General features: G+C 46.6%; 18 protein-coding genes and 1 pseudogene. 10 read left to right on the top strand and 9 right to left on the bottom strand.

Features of this window, described 5'->3' with window-relative positions; translation table 11 throughout:
* Window positions 1–7: 7 nt before the first annotated feature.
* A complete protein-coding gene (locus J1G48_RS11715; protein ID WP_000760414.1) occupies window positions 8–331 on the top strand; it encodes a YdbL family protein in 324 nt (107 codons plus the stop codon).
* A 142-nt stretch (window positions 332–473) separates the two neighbouring features.
* Complete coding sequence (locus J1G48_RS11710) at window positions 474–923, top strand: GFA family protein (RefSeq protein WP_001531579.1); 450 nt, start codon at window positions 474–476, stop codon at window positions 921–923.
* Here J1G48_RS11710 and azoR read toward each other — a convergent pair.
* Window positions 920–1,525, bottom strand: coding sequence for an FMN-dependent NADH-azoreductase (gene azoR / locus J1G48_RS11705; protein ID WP_000048924.1), 606 nt, complete (start codon window positions 1,523–1,525; stop codon window positions 920–922). The genes J1G48_RS11710 and azoR overlap by 4 nt on opposite strands.
* Before the next feature lie 200 nt (window positions 1,526–1,725).
* On the opposite strand from azoR, the gene hrpA reads away from it, so the two are divergent.
* The 3 genes from hrpA (at window position 1,726) to cybB (ending at window position 7,139) form a co-directional block, all read left to right on the top strand.
* Window positions 1,726–5,628: an ATP-dependent RNA helicase HrpA gene (gene hrpA / locus J1G48_RS11700; RefSeq protein ID WP_001574290.1), complete on the top strand. Its 3,903-nt coding sequence runs from the start codon at window positions 1,726–1,728 to the stop codon at window positions 5,626–5,628.
* Between the two features lie 63 nt (window positions 5,629–5,691).
* Complete coding sequence (locus J1G48_RS11695; RefSeq protein WP_001098507.1) at window positions 5,692–6,492, top strand: YdcF family protein; 801 nt, start codon at window positions 5,692–5,694, stop codon at window positions 6,490–6,492.
* 116 nt (window positions 6,493–6,608) lie between these two features.
* Entirely contained in the window at window positions 6,609–7,139 is a 531-nt protein-coding gene (gene cybB, locus J1G48_RS11690; RefSeq protein WP_000527283.1) for a cytochrome b561, read from the top strand.
* Between the two features lie 270 nt (window positions 7,140–7,409).
* Here the strand turns inward: cybB and J1G48_RS11685 are convergent, their stop codons facing one another.
* From J1G48_RS11685 to J1G48_RS11660, 6 genes and pseudogenes are all read right to left on the bottom strand, one after another.
* Window positions 7,410–8,072 (bottom strand): class I SAM-dependent methyltransferase, encoded by a 663-nt coding sequence (locus tag J1G48_RS11685; protein WP_000683309.1) that lies wholly within the window; start codon window positions 8,070–8,072, stop codon window positions 7,410–7,412.
* Between the two features lie 463 nt (window positions 8,073–8,535).
* Window positions 8,536–10,085, bottom strand: a pseudogene (locus tag J1G48_RS11680) (glycosyltransferase family 39 protein).
* 136 nt (window positions 10,086–10,221) lie between these two features.
* Window positions 10,222–10,902 carry an amino acid ABC transporter permease gene (locus J1G48_RS11675; protein WP_000560168.1) on the bottom strand — a complete coding sequence of 227 codons (681 nt, stop codon included), beginning with the start codon at window positions 10,900–10,902 and terminating at the stop codon, window positions 10,222–10,224.
* Window positions 10,899–11,630 (bottom strand): amino acid ABC transporter ATP-binding protein, encoded by a 732-nt coding sequence (locus tag J1G48_RS11670; protein ID WP_001196340.1) that lies wholly within the window; start codon window positions 11,628–11,630, stop codon window positions 10,899–10,901. The genes J1G48_RS11675 and J1G48_RS11670 overlap by 4 nt, the downstream gene beginning before the upstream one ends.
* Window positions 11,631–11,654: 24 nt before the next feature.
* Window positions 11,655–12,302: an amino acid ABC transporter permease gene (locus J1G48_RS11665; protein WP_000094447.1), complete on the bottom strand. Its 648-nt coding sequence runs from the start codon at window positions 12,300–12,302 to the stop codon at window positions 11,655–11,657.
* 6 nt (window positions 12,303–12,308) lie between these two features.
* Window positions 12,309–13,070 carry a transporter substrate-binding domain-containing protein gene (locus tag J1G48_RS11660; protein WP_000949374.1) on the bottom strand — a complete coding sequence of 254 codons (762 nt, stop codon included), beginning with the start codon at window positions 13,068–13,070 and terminating at the stop codon, window positions 12,309–12,311.
* A 907-nt stretch (window positions 13,071–13,977) separates the two neighbouring features.
* Between J1G48_RS11660 and J1G48_RS11655 the strand changes: the two genes are divergently transcribed.
* Entirely contained in the window at window positions 13,978–14,322 is a 345-nt protein-coding gene (locus J1G48_RS11655) for a DUF1294 domain-containing protein (RefSeq protein WP_000281185.1), read from the top strand.
* A gap of 120 nt (window positions 14,323–14,442) precedes the next feature.
* Here J1G48_RS11655 and sseJ read toward each other — a convergent pair whose 3' ends face one another.
* Entirely contained in the window at window positions 14,443–15,669 is a 1,227-nt protein-coding gene (sseJ, locus tag J1G48_RS11650; protein ID WP_001131425.1) for an SPI-2 type III secretion system effector SseJ, read from the bottom strand.
* A 425-nt stretch (window positions 15,670–16,094) separates the two neighbouring features.
* Between sseJ and J1G48_RS11645 the strand changes: the two genes are divergently transcribed.
* A complete protein-coding gene (locus J1G48_RS11645; protein ID WP_000997196.1) occupies window positions 16,095–16,811 on the top strand; it encodes a membrane protein in 717 nt (238 codons plus the stop codon).
* 128 nt (window positions 16,812–16,939) lie between these two features.
* Here J1G48_RS11645 and steB read toward each other — a convergent pair whose 3' ends face one another.
* Window positions 16,940–17,341, bottom strand: a complete 402-nt coding sequence (gene steB, locus J1G48_RS11640; RefSeq protein WP_001540100.1) for a type III secretion system effector SteB — start codon at window positions 17,339–17,341, stop codon at window positions 16,940–16,942.
* A gap of 522 nt (window positions 17,342–17,863) precedes the next feature.
* Between steB and J1G48_RS11635 the strand changes: the two genes are divergently transcribed.
* The 3 genes from J1G48_RS11635 (at window position 17,864) to J1G48_RS11625 (ending at window position 21,083) form a co-directional block, all read left to right on the top strand.
* Entirely contained in the window at window positions 17,864–18,139 is a 276-nt protein-coding gene (locus J1G48_RS11635) for a metal/formaldehyde-sensitive transcriptional repressor (RefSeq protein WP_001120770.1), read from the top strand.
* Between the two features lie 31 nt (window positions 18,140–18,170).
* On the top strand, window positions 18,171–19,289 hold the full coding sequence (locus tag J1G48_RS11630) for an S-(hydroxymethyl)glutathione dehydrogenase/class III alcohol dehydrogenase (protein WP_000842141.1): 1,119 nt from the start codon (window positions 18,171–18,173) through the stop codon (window positions 19,287–19,289).
* Window positions 19,290–19,457: 168 nt separating this feature from the next.
* Window positions 19,458–21,083, top strand: a complete 1,626-nt coding sequence (locus tag J1G48_RS11625; RefSeq protein ID WP_000528480.1) for a methyl-accepting chemotaxis protein — start codon at window positions 19,458–19,460, stop codon at window positions 21,081–21,083.
* Window positions 21,084–21,133: the final 50 nt, after the last annotated feature.

Genomic DNA, 21,133 nt, shown 5'->3' with positions numbered 1-21,133 from the left:
GGCCATAATGAAAAAGTATTTAATGCTATGGGTGCTGACGCTGAGCTTGCTCACACCTTCTGTGTGGGCCTTAACCCTGGACGAAGCGCGCACGCAGGGCCGGGTCGGGGAAACGCTGAATGGCTATCTGGTGGCCTTAAAGAATGATGCCGAAACCCAGAAACTGGTGCTTGATATTAATCATGCCCGCCGCGCCAGTTATCAGCAGTTAGCGGATAGCAATCATCTTCCCGTGGACGAGGTGGCGAAGATGGCAGGGCAAAAACTGGTTGAGCGCGCCAGGCCGGGAGAATATGTCCAGGGAATTAATGGCAAATGGATGCGTAAATAACCGCTTCCCGACAATTTTTTTACCGCAAAATGCATTTTTATATTGGTAATTTTTGAATACGGAGGTCGTATTTACATTAGGCGAACCGGAAGGCTATTTCTATACTGTCGACTGGTATCACTATTCGCGAGAGTAACCAGGTATGACGTCTGAAAAATTATCTGCTGCTTGCCATTGTGGCAGCGTCGTGTTTACCGTTCAACTTAGCGATGGCTTTCATACCGCCAGGCGCTGCAACTGTTCGTTTTGCCGGATGCGCGGAGCGGTGGCAGTGTCTGCGCCGCTATCGGGTATTAAAGTGCTAAAAGGGCAGGATAAGCTTACCGAATATCGCTTCAATACGGGCAAGGCGGTGCATTTTTTCTGTTCGGTATGCGGGATATATACTTTTCATCAGCGCCGATCCAATCCCGATCAATATGGGGTCAATGTGGCGTGCATCGAAAATGTGTCGCCTTTTGATTTCGCCTGCGTTGAAGTCAATGATGGGGTAACGCATCCCAGCGATGGCGGCAGTAGCGGCGTGGTAGGATATTTGCGCTACGAACCGGAGACGTTGCCTCCCGTCGAAACGGGAGGCAAAAATATTTAAGCGGCCACGACGCTGTCAATCGCGGCTTTAGCATCGGCCTGAGCTTTAGCCGCCACTTCCGGCCCGTAGGCGATGCCTTCGGCAAAGACAAAATTCACGTCGGTGATACCGATAAAACCAAGGAACACTTTCAGGTAAGGCGCAATCAAATCCGTCGGGGTGTCTTTATGGATACCGCCGCGGCTGGAGAGAACCACCGCGCGTTTACCGGTTACCAGACCTTCCGGGCCTTTTTCGGTATAGCGGAAAGTGATACCGGCGCGGGCAATCAGATCAAAGTAGTTTTTCAGCTGCGTCGGGATATTGAAATTGTACATCGGCGCCGCAATAACGATGACGTCGTGGGCTTTCAGTTCAGCAATGAGTTCATCAGACAGCGCCAGAGCGTCCTGCTGACGTGGCGTTAAAGGCGCATCGCCCGGACGCATCGCGCCCACCAGCTCGCCATCCAGCACCGGAACAGGGTTGGCCGCCAGATCGCGGACAGTAATTTCATCTGCGACGTGTTTTTCGCGCCATTGTTCAATAAAATAGTCAGTCAACTGACCAGACTGAGAGTACCCTGCCAGAATACTGGATTTAAGAACTAATACCTTGCTCATGGGTGTTTCCTTTTATGTGTTTGAAGGGGCGTGCCCCGTTGCTTGTTGACACTTTATTCACAAATATGTCGCAGGGATAGCGCAATATATCGAACCCTTTGTTCGAAATTATTGAACAACACAAAAAAAGCCCCAATGTGGTACTCTATACCTATCATTTAAAACGATTTTAAACAGGCAGAATGCTGCCCAAGAGCTTTATGACTGAACAATCTACGTTGACGCTTCAGGTGTTACAGCAGCGGCTGGATGCACTGATGCTGCGCGACAAACAGCGCTTTGCGCGCCGCCTGCATGGCGTAAAGAAAGTAAAAAATCCTGATGCGCAACAGGCCATTTTCCAGACGATGGCGAAAGAAATTGAACAGGCTGTGGCGCAAGTCGCCCTCCGTGAAGCGGCGCGCCCCTCAATCACTTATCCGCAAAATCTGCCTGTTAGCCAGAAGAAACAGGACATTCTGGAAGCGGTCCGCGATCATCAGGTAGTGATCGTAGCAGGGGAAACCGGTTCCGGTAAAACCACCCAGTTGCCGAAAATTTGTATGGAACTGGGACGTGGAATTAAAGGACTTATTGGTCATACTCAGCCGCGTCGCCTGGCGGCGCGCACCGTCGCTAACCGCATTGCCGAAGAGTTGCAAACGGAGCCAGGCGGCTGCATCGGCTATAAAGTTCGTTTCAGCGATCATGTCAGTAGCAACACCATGGTCAAACTGATGACGGACGGTATCCTGCTGGCGGAAATCCAGCAGGACAGACTATTGATGCAGTATGACACCATCATTATTGATGAAGCGCATGAACGCAGCCTGAATATTGACTTCTTGCTCGGCTATCTGAAAGAGCTTCTGCCGCGTCGCCCCGATCTGAAAGTGATTATTACCTCTGCGACCATCGACCCGGAACGCTTCTCGCGCCACTTTAATAACGCGCCGATTATCGAAGTCTCTGGCCGAACGTATCCCGTAGAAGTTCGTTATCGCCCCATCGTGGAAGAGGCTGACGACACTGAACGCGATCAGCTACAGGCAATTTTCGACGCTGTTGATGAACTGGGGCGTGAAAGTCCCGGCGATATCCTGATTTTTATGAGCGGAGAGCGGGAAATCCGCGATACCGCCGATGCCCTGAACAAGCTGAACTTACGGCATACCGAAGTGTTGCCGCTGTATGCACGCTTGTCGAACAGCGAACAGAACCGCGTTTTCCAGTCGCACAGCGGACGCCGTATCGTGCTGGCGACTAACGTGGCGGAAACCTCGCTGACGGTGCCGGGTATCAAGTATGTGATCGATCCTGGCACTGCGCGCATCAGCCGCTACAGCTACCGCACTAAAGTGCAGCGCCTGCCGATTGAACCGATCTCACAGGCTTCCGCCAATCAGCGTAAAGGGCGTTGCGGACGCGTATCGGAAGGGATTTGCATTCGTCTGTATTCGGAAGATGACTTTTTGTCACGTCCGGAATTTACCGACCCGGAAATTCTACGTACCAACCTGGCGTCGGTTATTTTGCAGATGACCGCACTGGGGCTGGGTGACATCGCCGCCTTCCCGTTTGTTGAAGCGCCGGATAAGCGCAATATTCAGGATGGCGTGCGTTTGTTGGAAGAGCTGGGGGCGATTACCGCCGACGAACAGCAAACGGCATATAAGCTGACGCCGCTGGGCCGACAATTATCCCAGTTGCCGGTCGACCCGCGCCTGGCGCGTATGGTTCTGGAAGCGCAAAAGCATGGCTGTGTGCGCGAAGCGATGATCATTACTTCCGCACTCTCTATTCAGGATCCGCGCGAGCGCCCAGTGGATAAGCAGCAGGCTTCCGATGAGAAACACCGGCGCTTTCATGATAAGGAATCCGATTTTCTGGCGTTTGTTAACCTGTGGAATTACCTCGGCGAGCAACAAAAGGCCCTGTCGTCGAATCAATTCCGCCGTCTGTGTCGCACCGACTATCTGAACTATTTACGCGTGCGTGAGTGGCAGGATATCTATACCCAACTGCGTCAGGTGGTAAAAGAGCTGGGGATTCCGGTAAACAGCGAACCCGCAGAGTACCGGGAAATTCACGTTGCGTTGTTAACGGGGCTGTTGTCGCATATCGGGATGAAAGATGCCGATAAACAAGAGTACACCGGCGCGCGTAACGCCCGATTCTCTATTTTCCCCGGATCCGGTTTATTCAAAAAACCGCCGAAATGGACAATGGTCGCAGAACTGGTGGAGACCAGCCGTTTGTGGGGGCGCATCGCTGCCCGCATTGAGCCAGAATGGGTGGAACCGGTAGCCCAGCACCTGATTAAACGTTCATATAGCGAACCGCACTGGGAGCGGGCGCAAGGCGCGGTGATGGCGACGGAAAAGGTTACTGTCTACGGTCTGCCGATTGTCGCCGCGCGCAAGGTGAATTACAGCCAGATTGACCCGGCGTTGTGTCGTGAGTTGTTTATCCGCCATGCGCTGGTGGAGGGGGACTGGCAAACCCGTCATGCCTTCTTCCGTGAGAATCTGAAATTGCGTGCGGAAGTCGAGGAACTTGAGCACAAATCTCGCCGCCGCGATATCCTGGTGGATGACGATACCCTGTTTGAGTTTTATGACCAGCGTATTAGCCATGACGTTATTTCCGCCCGCCACTTTGATAGTTGGTGGAAAAAAATCAGCCGCGAGACGCCGGATCTGCTCAACTTTGAAAAAAGTATGCTGATTAAAGAAGGCGCGGAAAAAATCAGCAAACTGGATTACCCGAATTTCTGGCACCAGGGCAATCTCAAGCTGCGTTTGAGCTATCAGTTTGAACCGGGCGCGGATGCTGACGGCGTGACCGTCCATATTCCGTTGCCGCTACTTAACCAGGTTGACGAGAGCGGTTTTGAATGGCAGATCCCGGGGCTGCGCCGTGAATTAGTGATTGCGCTGATTAAATCGTTGCCAAAACCGGTACGTCGCAACTTTGTTCCGGCGCCAAACTATGCTGAAGCGTTTTTGGGTCGCGTAACGCCGCTGGAGCTGCCGCTGCTGGACGCTCTGGAGCGTGAACTGCGCCGGATGACCGGCGTCACGGTCGACCGGGAAGACTGGCATTGGGATCAGGTGCCCGGGCATCTGAAAATCACGTTTCGCGTGGTGAATGACAAAAACAAGAAACTGCAGGAAGGGCGTTCGCTCGCCGAGCTTAAAAATGCGCTGAAAGGCAAAGTGCAGGAGACGCTCTCGGCGGTGGCGGATGACGGCATCGAGCAGAGCGGGCTGCATATCTGGAGTTTCGGCGAGCTGCCGGAAAGCTACGAACAGAAACGCGGTAATTATAAAGTGAAGGCGTGGCCAGCGTTAGTGGATGAGCGTGACAGCGTCGCTATCAAATTGTTTGATAATCCGCTGGAACAACAACAGGCGATGTGGTGCGGTTTACGCCGTCTGCTGTTGCTCAATATTCCTTCACCGATTAAGTATCTGCATGAGAAATTGCCGAATAAAGCCAAGCTGGGGCTGTACTTTAACCCGTACGGCAAAGTACTGGAGTTGATTGATGACTGTATCGCCTGCGGGGTAGATAAGCTGATAGATGCCAACGGCGGGCCGGTTTGGAGCGAAGCAGGTTTCACCGCGCTGCACGAAAAGGTTCGCGCCGAGCTGAATGATACTGTGGTGGATATCGCGAAGCAGGTTGAGCGGATCCTGACGACCGTATTCAATATCAATAAGCGTCTGAAAGGGCGGGTGGATATGAGCATGGCGTTGGGGCTTTCCGATATCAAGGCGCAGATGAGCGGTCTGGTATACCGTGGTTTTGTGACTGGCAACGGCTTTAAACGTCTCGGCGATACGCTGCGTTATCTGCAGGCAATTGAAAAGCGGCTGGAGAAACTGGCTGTCGATCCGCACCGCGATCGGGCGCAAATGCTGAAAGTCGAAAGCGTCCAGCAGGCGTGGCAACAATGGATAAATAAATTGCCTCCAGCGCGTCGCGAAGATGATGATGTTAAAGAGATCCGTTGGATGATTGAAGAACTGCGTGTCAGTTATTTCGCCCAACAGCTCGGTACGCCTTATCCTATTTCCGATAAGCGTATTTTACAGGCCATGGATCAGATTACGGCCTAAAAAGCCAGGCGACGACGTCTTTCAAAGCGATCCGGTACAAGTTCGGAACAAAAAGGAGGAATTATGAATACAACGCCATTTCCGGCGCTCTCTGCGGAAACATTGCTGGCGGTGAATACCGTCGGACAGTGGCTGGCGCAAAATGATTTTTCCGGCGAACAACCTTATTCGTCGGATTGCGTCGTCCTGGCGGGCAATGCGGTGATCCCCACTATCGACGCGGCCTGTCGCATCGCCAAAGCGCAAGGCGTTCCTTTACTGATTAGCGGCGGTATAGGTCATTCGACGCCGTTTTTGTACGCCGTGATTGCCCGGCATCCGCGCTACCACACTATTCGCACAACCGGACGCGCTGAAGCCGCGATCCTCGCGGATATCGCGAACCAGTTCTGGCATATTCCGGCTGAGAAAATTTGGCTGGAAGATCGGTCAACTAATTGCGGCGAAAATGCCCGTTTCTCTTGCGCACTGATCCGTCAGGCGAAAGAAAACATTAACACGGCTATCGTTGTGCAAGACCCCACCATGCAGCGGCGCACTATCGCGGCATTCCGGCGCGTGACAAACGACGACACCGATGCGCCGCGCTGGCTGAGTTTTCCTGGTTTTGTTCCGGTACTGCGCCACCTTAACGGCGGTACACGTTTTGCCAACGTTGAAGAGGGCATCTGGACGGTGGAGCGTTATCTGTCTCTGATTGCCGGCGAGCTGCCACGTTTGCGTGACGATGAAACAGGGTATGGACCGCGCGGTAAAGATTTTATCATTCACGTTGATATCCCACGCGATATTGAAAACGCATGGCAGGTATTGCAGGCAGATACGACGCTGCGCAGTGCGTTAGAACAGAGAGCGTTACGCTAAAAATCGCCCGTTTGCGAGGGTGAACGGGCAAGTGCGACCACCATCTCATAAATTTGATGAATTATTTATAAAAGCTGGTTATGTTGTCGCTTTACGGTTTTCATTCAGGACGCGCTATGGGCAATAAGTATTCCGGCCTGCAAATTGGTATTCACTGGTTAGTCTTTTTTCTGGTTATTGTGGCTTACGCCGCGATGGAACTGCGCGGTTTTGCGCCGAGTAGTTATCGGCCCTGGTTTAATATGACGCATGTTTCATGTGGTATCACTATTTTGCTTTTAATGGTGGCGCGCTTGATTATTCGGCTGAAATATCCCACGCCGCCCATTGTTCCTCGTCCAAAACCGATGATGACCGGAATGGCGCATTTAGGACATCTGGTGATTTACCTGTTATTTATCGTGCTGCCTGTTATTGGTCTGGTCATGATGTATAACCGCGGCAATCCCTGGGTCGCATTTGGCATTACTATGCCGCATGCCGCCGAAGCTAACTTTGAACGCGTAGATATGCTGAAATCCTGGCACGTCACGCTGGCGAATCTGGGCTATTTTGTTATTGGACTTCATGCCATCGCTGCTTTGATGCATCACTATTTCTGGAAAGACAATACGCTGTTACGGATGATGCCGCGTAAGCGTAACTGACCGTCCTGTATGACGTTTGCTACAGGCGGGGTTAACTGCTTCAGGCAAACAAGGCATCTATCAGAGGGGATGGCGTATTCCATACAGAAAACGCCTGCGTCTAACCAGGACCCGTGACGCAGGCGAAGGAGGACGGGTCTACATCGGAAGCGGGTATTATACTTATTTGTATGACAAATAAAATAAACAATTACTATTCCGTAATCCAATGTTTAATCAACGGGTTAAACCCACATGATCGCGCTGCCGACCGCCCGGAAGTGCCTACACTTACAATGAACGTGGCATAGTGGCGGAAAATAGCGCAACGGCGCCATGTTGCTCCAAAGTCACCTTAGCGAAATGTTCGTCCAACACGCTGCGTAACGTATCGGCTGAATCATTGGTATTACTGAATATTCCTTTCTTGTTATAAACAGCCATTAATTTCTTACCAAAAGCATTGTGAGGAACCTCTTTGCCCAGAATCGTGGCGCCAAAAAGTGTGCCGCCGGGTTTAAGCGCCATACCGGCATTTTTAATTGCCTTCGCTTTTGTTGTCATCTCACCGGGTAAGCAGTGCAGAAGATAGTACATCGAAACGGAATCGAAGCGCCCGTGCCAGTCCGCCGGGAACGTGTCGAAAACATCGTGTTGTAGTGTGGCGCGGATTTTCGTATTACCCACTCGGCTGGCGGCTATTTTCAGGCTATCCGGATTTAAATCCATCAGCGAAATGGCATGAGTCGCAGGTGCATGTTTCAGGTAATAACCTGTACCTACGCCAATATCCAGGTGAGTCTCGCCCATGTGATGCAGGAAGAAAGGAAGTAGTCGCGTATCAGTAGGACACTTCCATGCATATTTGTTTGAGATATTGAGTACCCACCAGTCATATAAGCTAAGCGTGAATGGGTTATAGACTTTTGCGCCTGATTGTTGTGTATGCTTCATTGTTCTCTCACTAAATAATTTCGCGCTGGAATTAAAACAACGAAGCAATCGTTAGGCAAGCATTAATCAGGTGAGTGAGTAATTTAATGCGATGAATAAAGGAGATATTATGAATTAAGCGGCTATCTTAAAGAATATAGAGGATAATAATAGCTGATAAATGAATTGAACAGTCATATTATTATAAGCTGATAATTAATAATCGTTGATGTACGCGTATTAAGCCCTTTGATAATAACAATGCAATTAAATGCAGGAAGAACAATATTTATTCAAACACATAAAGCGATTATTACACATTAATTGATATTTTAAATGTTACGCTGAGATAGCCATCTTTATTTAATATCACCTACCTGGAGGCGATATGATTGAGGTTTTTGAAGCGTTTGGCTGGACCTTACTTTTAGGCGGTCTGGCAGTGGCAGTACTGTTTATCACTGCACTGGATAAAAAACGGTAATCATTGCATTTGACGCGCCTGTTGAGTCGGTATTACAAATAACTGTACCTGAAATCTACCACTTCTGAAGTTTGCGATATTTTGCCATTCTGACGGCAAGGGATAATCCTGACTAAAGTTACCGCCGCTTACCAACCAGACACGATGGTAACTTTTTGAAAGCGTTGTCAGAGTATCAATATATGTCTGATCGGCTTGCGCATAAAACAGTGAACCAAATCCATAGGCATTCGGTCTGCCTGATGTTCCATGAGCGTTAGGCGGTGTATAAAGAAACGTACGATAATCTCGCTTATTATAATACACATAACTTAAATAATCGAACATTTTACTGACTACCACGGCATCATTAGGCTGGTGACGGGTATTAATATAGTTTACCAGTGGTTTAAACTCGTCTATGTGCTCAGGGTTATTATGATATGAACCATAGCCGAATAATAAGGTGAATAAGATAAACCAGAAGCCACAAACCGCTTTTTTTGCGCGGGTAAGTAATACCGCGAGCAGGGGAGGAATGCTCAGCGATGAGAAGAAGAAATAACGATCGATAAATAACGGCATCCACCAGGAAATGATGAAGACCAGCATTACAGGGATGACCAGATTACAAAATAATATCAGCTGATATCTTTCATATTCTCCGTTGCATAAAGATATTCGCCCCACAGTACCGATAAAACCTCCCACAGCCAGCCACAGAATGAACGACGGAAAACCCTGTCCGTTGTTTCCGGTAAAAAATGCCAATACATCGCAGGCAGGTCACGCCATGTTACGGGGGGAATCCAACCGATATCATTACCGGCTCTCAACTGCGCCAGATGAGTCAGTAAATTAAACAATACGGGCAACCAGGGGAGATAAGCGACAGCAATCGCCAGGTTAGCAAACCACCAGCCAGGAAGTTTAAGGTAGCAGGCCGTTTTATGGCTTTGGCAGGATAATATTGTTACTGCGATCCAGTGGGCAATAAGTGTAAATAGGGTGAAATAATGGGTGTAAAAGCTGAACGTCATAAGTAAAGCATACGCGATAAGATAGCGATTATGGGTGGGTGTTTTTATCCACATCATCAATGCTAACGCGGCAGCGAGCGTTAGCATTCCCATTAACGCGTACATGCGCGTTTCTTGACTGTAATGAACTGCCATCGGCATCAGGGCGGCGAACCATCCCGCCAATAAGGCTGTACGTTCATTTGCCAGCCATCGCGTAAGCGCGATAACCAGCACAACTGTCAGGATCCCAAAGAGTAGACTGAGAGAGCGTACCGCTGCAATGCTATCACCCAATAATATGATCCAGTCATGCAGTAACAGATAATAAAGCGGGGGATGCACGTCAAAAGCGGTATGGAATAGCAGATTATCTACGCTATGTCGACTAATCAGCACGCTGGACGCTTCGTCACACCAAAGGTAGCGGTCAGTTAAAAACAGCAACCGTATAAGGACGGAGAATATGACAATGAGACAAACATGATATTTATACTTTATTTTTCTTAACCCATCGCCGGGCTGCCATATTGATAGTTGTGGTAGCGCCATAATATCCTCAATGGAGTAAGACTTAGACCAGAATGGACACCTAACGCAATAATGAAGGTTAAAATCTTAACCAACACTAAATAAAAATAACTTTGATAATGTCAGTGGTGAATTAATCAGAATAGTGCAGTGCAACTCAGTAACCCTGACCGTAATGGCGAAGCAGTCTATGCTCTAAAAACCGGGTCAAACCGACGAGAAAGGTAACGCCAATAAGATACACTATGGCGGCAAAAAGGTAAGCATGGAAGAATTTAAAGCTGGTTGCAGCAACCTCCTGAATTCGCGCGAAAAACTCAGTATATTGGATAAGAAAAACGATGGTGCTGTCTTTAAGGTTATTAATCACCTGATTCGTTAAGGCTGGAATGGAAGACAGCAATACCTGAGGCAGTATAATCCACAAAAAGACCTGCCGTTTGTTCAACCCCTGAACGACTGCTGCCTCCGTTTCATACTTATTCAATGCGTTATAGGCCGTTGTCATGTACGCGGCATTATATGCGCCGACATTCAAGGTAAAACCTGTAACCGCCACGGTAAAAGAGGACAGGTGAATGCCAGATTGAGGTAAACCATAATAGATAACAAATAGAATAAGAATGAGTGGCGTACCGATAAAGAAATCCATGTACAGTCGAGTTATGGCTTTTACCACGGGGCGATGGCTCAGGCTCAGAAAGAAAATAATAATTCCCCACAAAAAACCGGTGATGGAAACAATCAGCGCAAGTTTACAGGTTTCTTTAATACCGTCCACAACAAGTGGCAGTTGTTCAGTCAGGTCATTAAAGAAGAGAGACCAGCCAGCGATCATCGTTGTGCCTCGCTAAAAAAACAGTGGATATCTGGATCCGTTTCTCGTAAGGCAAGATCGGTAAAAGCGCCTTCTGCACGAATCTTGCCATGATTAAGAAACGTTACGTTATCGCTTAGTAATCTGGCGAGGCGAATATCATGAGTGACGCATAATATAGTGACGCCATTGTCGTGAAGTTGCTTGATCAACATTCCGACTTCACGAGTCATGAGCGGATCAAGCGCAGACGTCGGCTCATCAAAAATAATGAGTTCTGGGTCGGTGACCATTGTACGGGCCAGGGCGACGCGCTGTTGCTGGCCGCCCGATAATTGCGAAGGGTATTTCGCGCTATGCGAGGCCATATCAAGTTTTTGTAGCTCATGTAAGGCTTTCTCCCGGGCTAGTTGTCCCGGCATGCCAAACACTTTACATAGGGCAAGGGTAATATTATCCATGACGTTAAGATGGCGATACAAAGCGTAATTCTGGAAGACACAACCAACTTTTTTTCTGAACTCAAGAATAGTAAATTCTTTGTCGTAAATATTTTTCCCGTGAAAATAAATATTGCCATAATCAGGTTCTTCTAATCGAAGCAGACAGCGTAAAAGCGTCGTTTTTCCACAACCTGATGGCCCCATGACTACTTTCATGTCTCCCGATTGAATTTTCAGACTAACCGTATCAAGAACCTTTTTTCCTGAATATTCCTTACTTATCTCTTTTAGTTTCAGTAAAGCCATGAGTATCACCTCTATTTTTATGGTTCAACTGATGCGATATTTTTTCTCAAACACTCCGGCCAGAAGAGTAAAAACTTTATAAATAATGAAATATAATACCCCGTCAAGAGTATAGATCTGTAACCCGTTCAGCGTGATGGCTGTCAGTGACATTGCCTGCTTCGTTATTTCAGCGATACCTACAGTATAAGCAAAGGGCGTCGCTTTTAATACAGAAGAAAACTCATTGATAATACCGGGCACAGAAAATCGCAACATCTGTGGCAGTTCAATATTTATTATAACCTGTAATTGACGCATTCCTGCTACTTTCGCTACCGTAATTTCGTATGGCTCAACTAATTTAAGCGCCCCTCTGAACACCTCGGCAAGATAGCTCCCACTGATTAAGCCGACGCTGAGGTTCATGGCCACCAGAGGTGAAACATATATGCCAATCGATGGCAATCCAAAATAAACAAGAAAAACAGCAATAAGTATTGGAATTCCCCGAAGAATAAAGACCAGTACGTCGAGTATCTTCTGTAGTGGAAGGGGGGATAGTCGCCGTAATACGGCGACTGTAAGCCCAAACAAAAACGCTGAGAGAAAACAGGTAAATGTTACAAGCAGCGTATTACCAATCCCTTCCAATAGGAAATAAAAGATAGCCAGCATATTACCTGATGACATAGCTTACTATTTCATCCAGCTATCGACAATGCCAGATATTTTTTGTGGCCCTTGCTCTTTAAGCCATAAGTTGAAATCATCGCGCACGGGAGAGCCTTTCTTAAAGGCAATGCCAAGCTGATCAACATTCTTGAAAACATAACGGCTTTCTATCGGCATCTTTTTCTTATTTTTGAAGGTAAAATAAACCGGCTCTTCTATAAAAGCCAGATCAAGATTGCCATTTTTTAGATCAGCCATCGTCTCATTATAGGTTGGATACAATTTTACTTTACTTAACGAGTAGTATCCTTTGGGCTCCAGATCGTTTTTGATAAGGTCGGAGTAAGCCATTCCTCGAGGGTATCCAATAGAATATTGATTTAATTCATTGAGGTTATTGAGCGTTATTTTATGATTGGCCATACTGACCAGATAAAAAGAGTTGATGTAATAAGGTTCAGAGAAATCAATAACTTTCTTACGTTTATCTGTGATTGAAATTCCCGAAAATGCTACATCTGCCTGACCACTCGCCACTGCGCCAAGCATTCCATCCCAGGCATATTCGGTGATGTTTAGCTTACAATGCCGTGACTGACAGTAAGACGAAAAAAGCTCCAGATCTATCCCCTGCAATTTGCCATCAGCACTTTTAAATAACATAGGGGGAGAGGCTGGTGATACTGCGACATTGAGTGTTCTCCCTTCAACGATGCTATCAGCAAACGCTGAAGACGACATTATTCCCAACACTATCATCGATAAGCCAAATTTTTTGGATAACATGCTATCTATTTCCTGTAGTAAGGTAATGCGTATTATAAATTAAGCATTAGGGCGTGAGCCTGACATTTGCAGGCGTAAAGTACTTAACGTTATGTATTCCATCGCTGTTAAGTAATTTAATCAGGAGGTTTGACAGGAATCATCAAAGGGAATGGATTGAATATACCATAAGATATCAACTGGATATGAGTGCAGCGACACCATGAAAGGTGAAAATGTAAAGATACCATAGACATTAGTATACTGGACATAGTTTATGCTCCATTTACGCATACATATTTACATGATAAGCAGATAAATGCTTCAGTGACGGTGCCTTTCATGTCTCTAATTATCATCTTACCACTCTATCCAGGGCCAATATAAAGACTTATCTTTTCTTGTCAAATACATTTTTTGAGCTAAGTTGATTTGCGTGCTATCTATATTTACAAGCATATAAATTATTTGTCTCATGAACAAACGACAACAAGTCAGGATTTTTGACGATGTTGTTATGTTTATCAAAACGTTAACTTGTTTTAATCGATGATAATCTTAATTCAGAAATATCTGAATATATACGGTTGTTGAGATAAAATTCTCAAATTAACATCGTACATCTTATGTAATAAATATAAATACGATTAATAAATCCAAAACTGAGACTGACAACCGGATAACAAACAGCAATAAAGAGGGTTCTTCATTAAGTTATCCTGGCAACGATTAAGGTGATAACATTTTCGGTGGCTTTACCCATTTTAATCGTGTTCACAGCCGTTAATTACCTTATGATTACCATGGTAATTAAAAATGAATCCTTAATGACTCGTTGGCTGAGTGAAAAAAAATTCTACATCACATAGGCGCATGTATCGCGTATAATGGGCTCCGATGCCCCTAATTATTGCTATGACATAATGATATGTATCTTAACCGCTTTTGTTATTTACTCCTGATCTTCGCTGCGGTCGGAAGCATTTTTACATCGCATCCCGTCGCGATGTGGTTCCTGCTCGCCAATGTGCTAACGCTGGCGATCTACGGTATAGACAAAACGGCGGCACGTAAAACCTGGCGCAGAGTGCCGGAATCCACTTTGTTGGTGTTTGGGGTTGTCGGTGGGTGGCCTGGGGCGATTGTTGGTCAACAACTCTTCCGTCATAAAACGCAAAAGCAGCCATTCAAAACATACTTTATTGTCAGTGTGATAGTGAGTATTTTAGTTACGGTGGCGATTTATCGACTCTATCCATTTTTGTCTTACTGAACATAGACTATGTATCACTTATTGACCAATCGGCAGCAAAGATAGCATCATATTTTCATGCCACCGGCACTATGATATTGAGCTGTGTTTTGCTCAAGGCGTACCGCAGCCGATGGAACTTTATTCAGTGGAATAATGATGAGCTATAAAACTTTCTAACATTATGGCAAAACAATGATGGACTTCCTGGGTTGGATGGACAAGGTCGTTGAAGACGTATTGCGGACATATATCTAGCTGAGGGTCTTTAGCCCCGGGAACATGTACATAGCCGTGGTGAGTATAAGGGTTTTCCGTATCATAACCAATATTACTGGCCGCCTCCATTATCACCTTAAATGCATCGGCAGTCTCGTAATAGCATATTTTATGCTGGGGGTATTTTTCTTTTAATTCTTCAACATTAGTTTTTAACAGGGCATTGTGAGCGATGCTTTCATCCTTAAGCTTTCTTTTTTCATCAGAATGTTTGCCATAAGGTGTTAAAGACAAATCGGGAATCCCCATGACCAGAACATTATTAACTCCACCGGAAATTATTTTTTCAATATCATCAATTTGTTGCTCAACGACCATTATTACATTATCTTTGTGTAGTGTCATATAGTCATTAGCCCCCAATAAAAATATCGCCAGGTCCTGGTGAGAAGGGGTGTAAGATGCGACTTGTCTATCCGTATTTGATACAAAGTCACCGATGCAATTAAAGCAGGAATAGCTTGCCGATGTACTTCCCCCTTCAGCAAAATTAAGCATCTCTTTACCTAAGAAGTGTGGAGATGATAAAAACTCAGTCCAGGTAAATCCATTAGTAAACCTTCCGCCAAAGTATTGACCATAGGAGGGTAAGATATGATGTGTTTTTTCAAACATACGCCCTAAGGAGTCAGACAAGCTGTCGCCAAAAAATACCAGTCTGGTAATATCACCCAAAGAAATATTTTTGGGCTTGGGATGTGATTTATTGATTTCTTTGGCAAGACCAAAAGCTTCCGGATGACATTCAACCTCAATAGATAAAATATTGTCACCATTATCATCTTTAATAATCAACTTATCGGCGTGTTCCTGTGATTCTATAATAAACTGTTCTTTACATCCCTGAGACGCTAAGGCTCGAAGTTTGATGTAGGCTCCGCGAACCTGTACCGGTGTTAGATTCAGTTCCTGATGGTGGTAAAGATTAAAGATACATTCGAGCGCCTCTGCATGGTGGGTGGTAAAGAAATATGCTTTGATTTTCTCCCATAAACTTAATTCCGGAAGGCGTGCGCTTTCTTTTATCGCATTAAATTTTTCAGAACTGATAGATGATGTGAAATAACCCTGTCCAACACTCAATGGCATAGTGTCCTCCTTACTTTATTAAACACGCTTTAGCAAATAATTAATTAGCAAATATTAGCAAGAAAAGTAATCAGGTAAATGGTGTATATGGAATTACGCTTCTTTAACAGTTTTTCGTCGCCAATAAAATACATACAATGTTTATTGTTTTTCAACGAAGTAAATATATCATCAACAACGTGAGGTTAATACCTGGTACATATTATCTGACTGCTATCATTATTGAGTGTGCGCCTGGCTAAGGCAAAGATCTAAAAAAGAAGCCACTCCTGATTTTAGTGTGCTGGCGTGAGTATGAGCTGGCTTGATACTCAGGAAAAACAGACAAACTTATCATCCGACTATTATTGCTAAAGTGCTAGTGTTTTATGTGACATTTTGATTTCTATTTTCATATTAAATATTTCTTAAGTGAGTTAACTATAATGAATGATGATTCAATTATTAAAAACTCTTCGATGCTTTTGGCCTATTTAGGTGGTTTGGGATGGGGAAGCGCCTATTTTTATGGCTGGGGCGTCTCCGCGTACTATGGTTTCCCGTGGTGGTATGTAGGCGTCGGCCCTGACAACATTGCCCGAAGTCTATTCCATGCGATTAGCCTGATGGCTATATTCATAATAGCGTGGGGAGTGGGTATTCTATTATTTTTTCTAGTAAAGCAAAAAGCACGTATCCACGACCTTAGCTTTTTACGTCTTTTTTTGGCAGCGGTTTTGTTCTTTATTCCAATTGTTATCGAGTTTTCTCTCTTAACAGAATCGTTTTTGTGGGAGCTTTTTTTTATCATTTTACTGGTGGCTTTATGCTTATCGGTGGGGATGCGTTTTTATAGTAAATTGATGCCGGTGATTTGTTTTACGCAACTCAGTTGGGTGCGAAGGCATTGTTTCACTATAGTTATGCTTGGTTTTATTATATATTTTTTTATATTTTCTTTTTTTGTTGGGATCTATAAACCACAATTAAAGAAAGAATACGAAATGATATTGTATGATGGAGGCTGGTACTACGTCCTGGCCAGATATCATGATAGTTTTATTTTGTCGAAATCCTTTACTAAAAATAACAATAGATTTATTATTTTTAGACCAGAAGATGGGCACTCTTATGAAATTACTCTGGTAAAAGTCAGGCTTTAATAAAATGCTGGTTGGCAAGAGCGTGAAATGACGGCAGAACTTCCCATAGCAACGATTGAGGAAAGAACTGAGCGCCCATATCTGTAGGATGTGGAATAGCAATGCCGGGAAGGACATGGCATGACACTTTATCTGACATTACCATTTGAGTGACAGGTTAGCAGATGTTTCAGGCCAAACCCAAGTTGAACTGGAGCGCTCAGAAGCCGATTACCTACATAACAAATATTGGCCGCAAGCTTATGCTGTGGGCGGAATATACGACCGCTATTATCCAGACTGGCTGTTAACTTATTTATTTTCCCATAGTAACCTATAACAGGCCTCCCTGAGGCATTGGCTAGCATCTGTGCATTGGAAAAACAGGCTCCATTTGCACTATAGCAACTTATAAATTTTATTTCCTCATGAGAGTTGCTAATATGGCGGATTGATTTTGAAAGTGATGATGACTGACTTGCACCGGAACCGTACCGATTTTCATGTTGAACAACAAAAGGAGCACCATGTTTACAAATCGAAATAGGCATGGATTATTACCTGAGATTGATTTCAAATTAACAATAATGATGACGCTTTTGGGTATTAAAAATCTTTCAAATAACGCTCATTTGATTTTTTGTCCACATTGACTAAGCCTGGAAAGACACAGGGTTAAGATATTTTCGCTACCCGTCGGCGGTGTATCGCAGTTGTGATGTTACGTTCTTACAAGACTGACATCTGCATATCATAACCTTTATTCATTACCACCTGGTGAGTAAATAAAAACTATTAAGCAAATATTTACTTCTGGGTAATGGGACTGGATTTACCGGCATTACCTCTGTGCCCCAGTCGGGCAGAACATTGCAGCTTAGAAAGAAAGCTTTGGTGTTTATTGTCTGTGGCCTGAAAAAGTTCCCATGAGCTGAATATGCTGAATGTGAACTGATTCTTGATGGTCTATGCCGGAAATCTATAAGCTATTGATTTTTATATTGTGTGTAATTTTACAATTACATAAACATAAAATTCTGATAGTATACCCCCCTATAGTATATGGAGGTCGAATGCCGCATTCACCTGAAGATAAAAAACGTATCCTTACCCGTGTTCGTCGCATACGCGGGCAGGTCGAAGCGCTGGAGCGGGCGCTTGAGTCTGGCGAACCTTGTCTGGCGATTCTGCAACAGATTGCCGCCGTGCGCGGCGCGTCTAATGGCCTGATGAGTGAAATGGTTGAAATCCATCTGAAAGATGAGCTGGTCAGCGGGGAGACTACGCCAGATCAGCGCGCGGTTCGGATGGCGGAAATCGGCCATCTTCTTCGCGCTTATCTAAAATAACAATTTCCCTCACCGTAACAGGAAGAGATATATGAAATCACGTGCAGCAGTTGCTTTTGGTCCCGGTCAGCCGTTAAAAATTGTCGAGATTGACGTTGCGCCGCCGAAAAAAGGCGAAGTTCTGGTCAAAATCACTCATACCGGCGTTTGCCATACCGATGCTTTTACCCTTTCCGGCGATGATCCGGAAGGCGTATTCCCGGCAGTCCTGGGTCACGAAGGCGGCGGCGTGGTAGTCGAGGTCGGCGAGGGGGTCACCAGCCTGAAACCCGGCGATCATGTTATTCCACTGTATACGGCGGAATGCGGCGAGTGTAAGTTCTGTAAGTCCGGTAAAACTAACCTTTGTCAGGCCGTACGCGCCACTCAGGGAAAAGGGCTGATGCCGGATGGCACTACCCGCTTTTCTTATAACGGCGAACCCGTTTATCACTATATGGGAACCAGCACGTTCAGCGAATATACCGTTTGCGCGGAAATTTCTCTGGCGAAAGTGAACCCGCAGGCGCCGCTGGATAAAGTGTGTCTGTTGGGCTGCGGCGTGACGACTGGTATTGGCGCCGTCCATAACACCGCTAAAGTGAAAGCGGGCGACACCGTTGCCGTTTTTGGTTTAGGCGGTATTGGGCTGGCGGTTATTCAGGGCGCGGTTCAGGCTAAAGCCGGGCGTATTTTAGCTGTCGACACGAATCCGGAAAAATTTACGCTGGCGGGCGAAATGGGGGCCACGGACTTTATTAATCCGAATGATTACGACAAACCGATCCAGGACGTTATTGTTGAGCTTACTGATGGCGGCGTAGATTTCAGTTTTGAATGTATCGGCAACGTTAACGTGATGCGAGCAGCGCTGGAATGTTGTCATAAAGGCTGGGGCGAAAGCATTATTATTGGCGTAGCGGGGGCAGGGCAGGAAATCAAAACCCGTCCCTTCCAGCTAGTGACCGGTCGCGTCTGGCGTGGCTCCGCCTTTGGCGGCGTGAAAGGGCGCACGCAGCTGCCAGGGATGGTCGAAGATGCGATGAACGGTAAAATCCGTTTAGATCCTTTTATTACTCACCGCCTGCCGCTGGAGCAGATTAACGATGCCTTTGAACTGATGCATCAGGGTAAATCCATCCGTACTGTTATCCACTTTGGCGATAACTGATTCATCCGCCAGCGGATTTTCCGCTGGCGCTTTTCTGAATTTTCTGGAATGAATGTTGTGAAAATGTGACGAAGGCGATGCTTTTCGCGATAAGCAAACGTCACGAAGTGCCGATGACTATCTAACGGGCGTGTTTTACGCATAAAACCTACAAGAGAGTCGACGGTCATGGGCAACACATTCTCGATGCAAGCCTCGCATAAACTGGGCTTCCTGCATCATATTCGGCTGGTTCCGCTGTTTTCCTCCATTCTCGGTGGCATCCTTCTTCTTTTTGCTTTGAGCGCCGGGCTGGCAGGCTATTTTCTGTTACAGGCCGATCGCGATCAGCGTGATGTCACGGACGAGATTCAGGTACGGATGGGATTATCCAACAGCGCTAACCACTTACGTACCGCACGTATCAATATGATCCACGCTGGCGCGGCGAGCCGGATTGCTGAAATGGATGAAATGAAAGCCAATATTGCCGCTGCGGAAACGCGGATCAAGCAGTCTCAGGACGGCTTTAACGCTTATATGTCCAGAGCGGTGAAAACACCCGCTGATGACGCGTTAGATAACGAGTTAAACGCCCGCTACACCGCCTATATCAACGGCCTGCAACCGATGCTGAAATTTGCCAAAAATGGCATGTTCGAAGCGATCATTAATCATGAAAACGAGCAGGCAAAACAACTGGATGCAGCATATAACCATGTCCTGTTGAAAGCGATTGAACTGCGCACCGAGCGGGCAAGACTACTTAGCGAGCAGGCTTACCAACGTACCCGACTCGGTATGATGTTTATGATTGGCGCATTTACGTTGGCGCTGGTATTGACGTTAATGACCTTCATGGTGCTGCGTCGCACGGTGATACAACCCTTGCAGCAGTCTGCGTCACGTATCGAACGCATTGCGGCCGGCGATCTGACCATGGCTGACGAGCCCACAGGACGCAGTGAAATTGGTCGCCTGAGTCATCATCTTCAGCAGATGCAGCATGCGTTGCAACAAACGGTAGGGGCGGTGCGTCAGGGGGCGGAGGAAATTTATCGAGGCACCAGCGAAATTACCGCTGGTAATACGGATTTATCTTCTCGTACTGAACAGCAGGCTGCCGCCATTGAACAAACCGCGGCCAGTATGGAACAGTTGACGGCAACCGTTAAGCAGAATGCGGATAATGCGCATCACGCCAGCAAACTGGCGGAAGATGCTTCCGGTAAAGCCAGCCGCGGAGGCCAGATGGTTTCCGGGGTCGTACAAACGATGGGGAATATTTCCACCAGCTCGAAAAAAATCTCGGAAATTACCGCCGTCATTAACAGTATCGCTTTCCAGACCAACATCCTGGCGCTGAACGCGGCGGTCGAGGCGGCACGCGCCGGGGAACAAGGACGCGGTTTTGCGGTGGTCGCCAGTGAGGTTCGTACCCTCGCCAGTCGCAGCGCGCAGGCGGCAAAAGAGATTGAAGGCTTGATCGGCGCATCGGTCAGCCTGATTGAACAAGGATCTGAAGAGGTTATCGCTGCGGGGAGCACCATGAATGAGATTGTGGATGCCGTCAAACGCGTCACCGATATTATGCTCGATATCGCGGCAGCCTCTGATGAGCAAAGTCGCGGTATTGTTCAGGTCAGTCAGGCGATTTCTGAGATGGACAAGGTTACGCAACAAAACGCGTCGCTGGTCGAAGAGGCGTCCGCGGCGGCGGCTTCGCTTGAAGAACAGGCCGCCCGCTTGACGCAAGCCGTTGATGCGTTTCATTTACAGGATACTGGCGCGACGATGCGATCATCCTTCCTTTAGTAAGCGTCGCGCCAGCGGGCTATTTTAGCCGCGGGCGCGTTTATTCTCCG

It is taken from the genome of Salmonella sp. SAL-020 (genome assembly GCF_017372215.1).
Classification (GTDB): domain Bacteria; phylum Pseudomonadota; class Gammaproteobacteria; order Enterobacterales; family Enterobacteriaceae; genus Salmonella; species Salmonella enterica.
The sequence above is the reverse complement of the archived record's forward strand: the minus strand, read 5'-3'. Positions and strand labels throughout refer to the sequence as shown.

Coding starts and splice junctions, on each gene's coding strand:
- hrpA (WP_001574290.1), top strand. CDS start 1,726: ATGACTGAACAATCTACGTTGACGCTTCAGGTGTTACAGCAGCGGCTG.
- J1G48_RS11715 (WP_000760414.1), top strand. CDS start 8: ATGAAAAAGTATTTAATGCTATGGGTGCTGACGCTGAGCTTGCTCACA.
- J1G48_RS11630 (WP_000842141.1), top strand. CDS start 18,171: ATGAAATCACGTGCAGCAGTTGCTTTTGGTCCCGGTCAGCCGTTAAAA.
- J1G48_RS11655 (WP_000281185.1), top strand. CDS start 13,978: ATGTATCTTAACCGCTTTTGTTATTTACTCCTGATCTTCGCTGCGGTC.
- J1G48_RS11695 (WP_001098507.1), top strand. CDS start 5,692: ATGAATACAACGCCATTTCCGGCGCTCTCTGCGGAAACATTGCTGGCG.
- azoR (WP_000048924.1), bottom strand. CDS start 1,525: ATGAGCAAGGTATTAGTTCTTAAATCCAGTATTCTGGCAGGGTACTCT.
- J1G48_RS11675 (WP_000560168.1), bottom strand. CDS start 10,902: ATGATCGCTGGCTGGTCTCTCTTCTTTAATGACCTGACTGAACAACTG.
- J1G48_RS11660 (WP_000949374.1), bottom strand. CDS start 13,070: ATGTTATCCAAAAAATTTGGCTTATCGATGATAGTGTTGGGAATAATG.
- sseJ (WP_001131425.1), bottom strand. CDS start 15,669: ATGCCATTGAGTGTTGGACAGGGTTATTTCACATCATCTATCAGTTCT.
- cybB (WP_000527283.1), top strand. CDS start 6,609: ATGGGCAATAAGTATTCCGGCCTGCAAATTGGTATTCACTGGTTAGTC.
- J1G48_RS11625 (WP_000528480.1), top strand. CDS start 19,458: ATGGGCAACACATTCTCGATGCAAGCCTCGCATAAACTGGGCTTCCTG.
- J1G48_RS11710 (WP_001531579.1), top strand. CDS start 474: ATGACGTCTGAAAAATTATCTGCTGCTTGCCATTGTGGCAGCGTCGTG.
- J1G48_RS11665 (WP_000094447.1), bottom strand. CDS start 12,302: ATGTCATCAGGTAATATGCTGGCTATCTTTTATTTCCTATTGGAAGGG.
- J1G48_RS11645 (WP_000997196.1), top strand. CDS start 16,095: ATGAATGATGATTCAATTATTAAAAACTCTTCGATGCTTTTGGCCTAT.
- J1G48_RS11635 (WP_001120770.1), top strand. CDS start 17,864: ATGCCGCATTCACCTGAAGATAAAAAACGTATCCTTACCCGTGTTCGT.
- J1G48_RS11670 (WP_001196340.1), bottom strand. CDS start 11,630: ATGGCTTTACTGAAACTAAAAGAGATAAGTAAGGAATATTCAGGAAAA.
- J1G48_RS11685 (WP_000683309.1), bottom strand. CDS start 8,072: ATGAAGCATACACAACAATCAGGCGCAAAAGTCTATAACCCATTCACG.
- steB (WP_001540100.1), bottom strand. CDS start 17,341: ATGCCTATTTCGATTTGTAAACATGGTGCTCCTTTTGTTGTTCAACAT.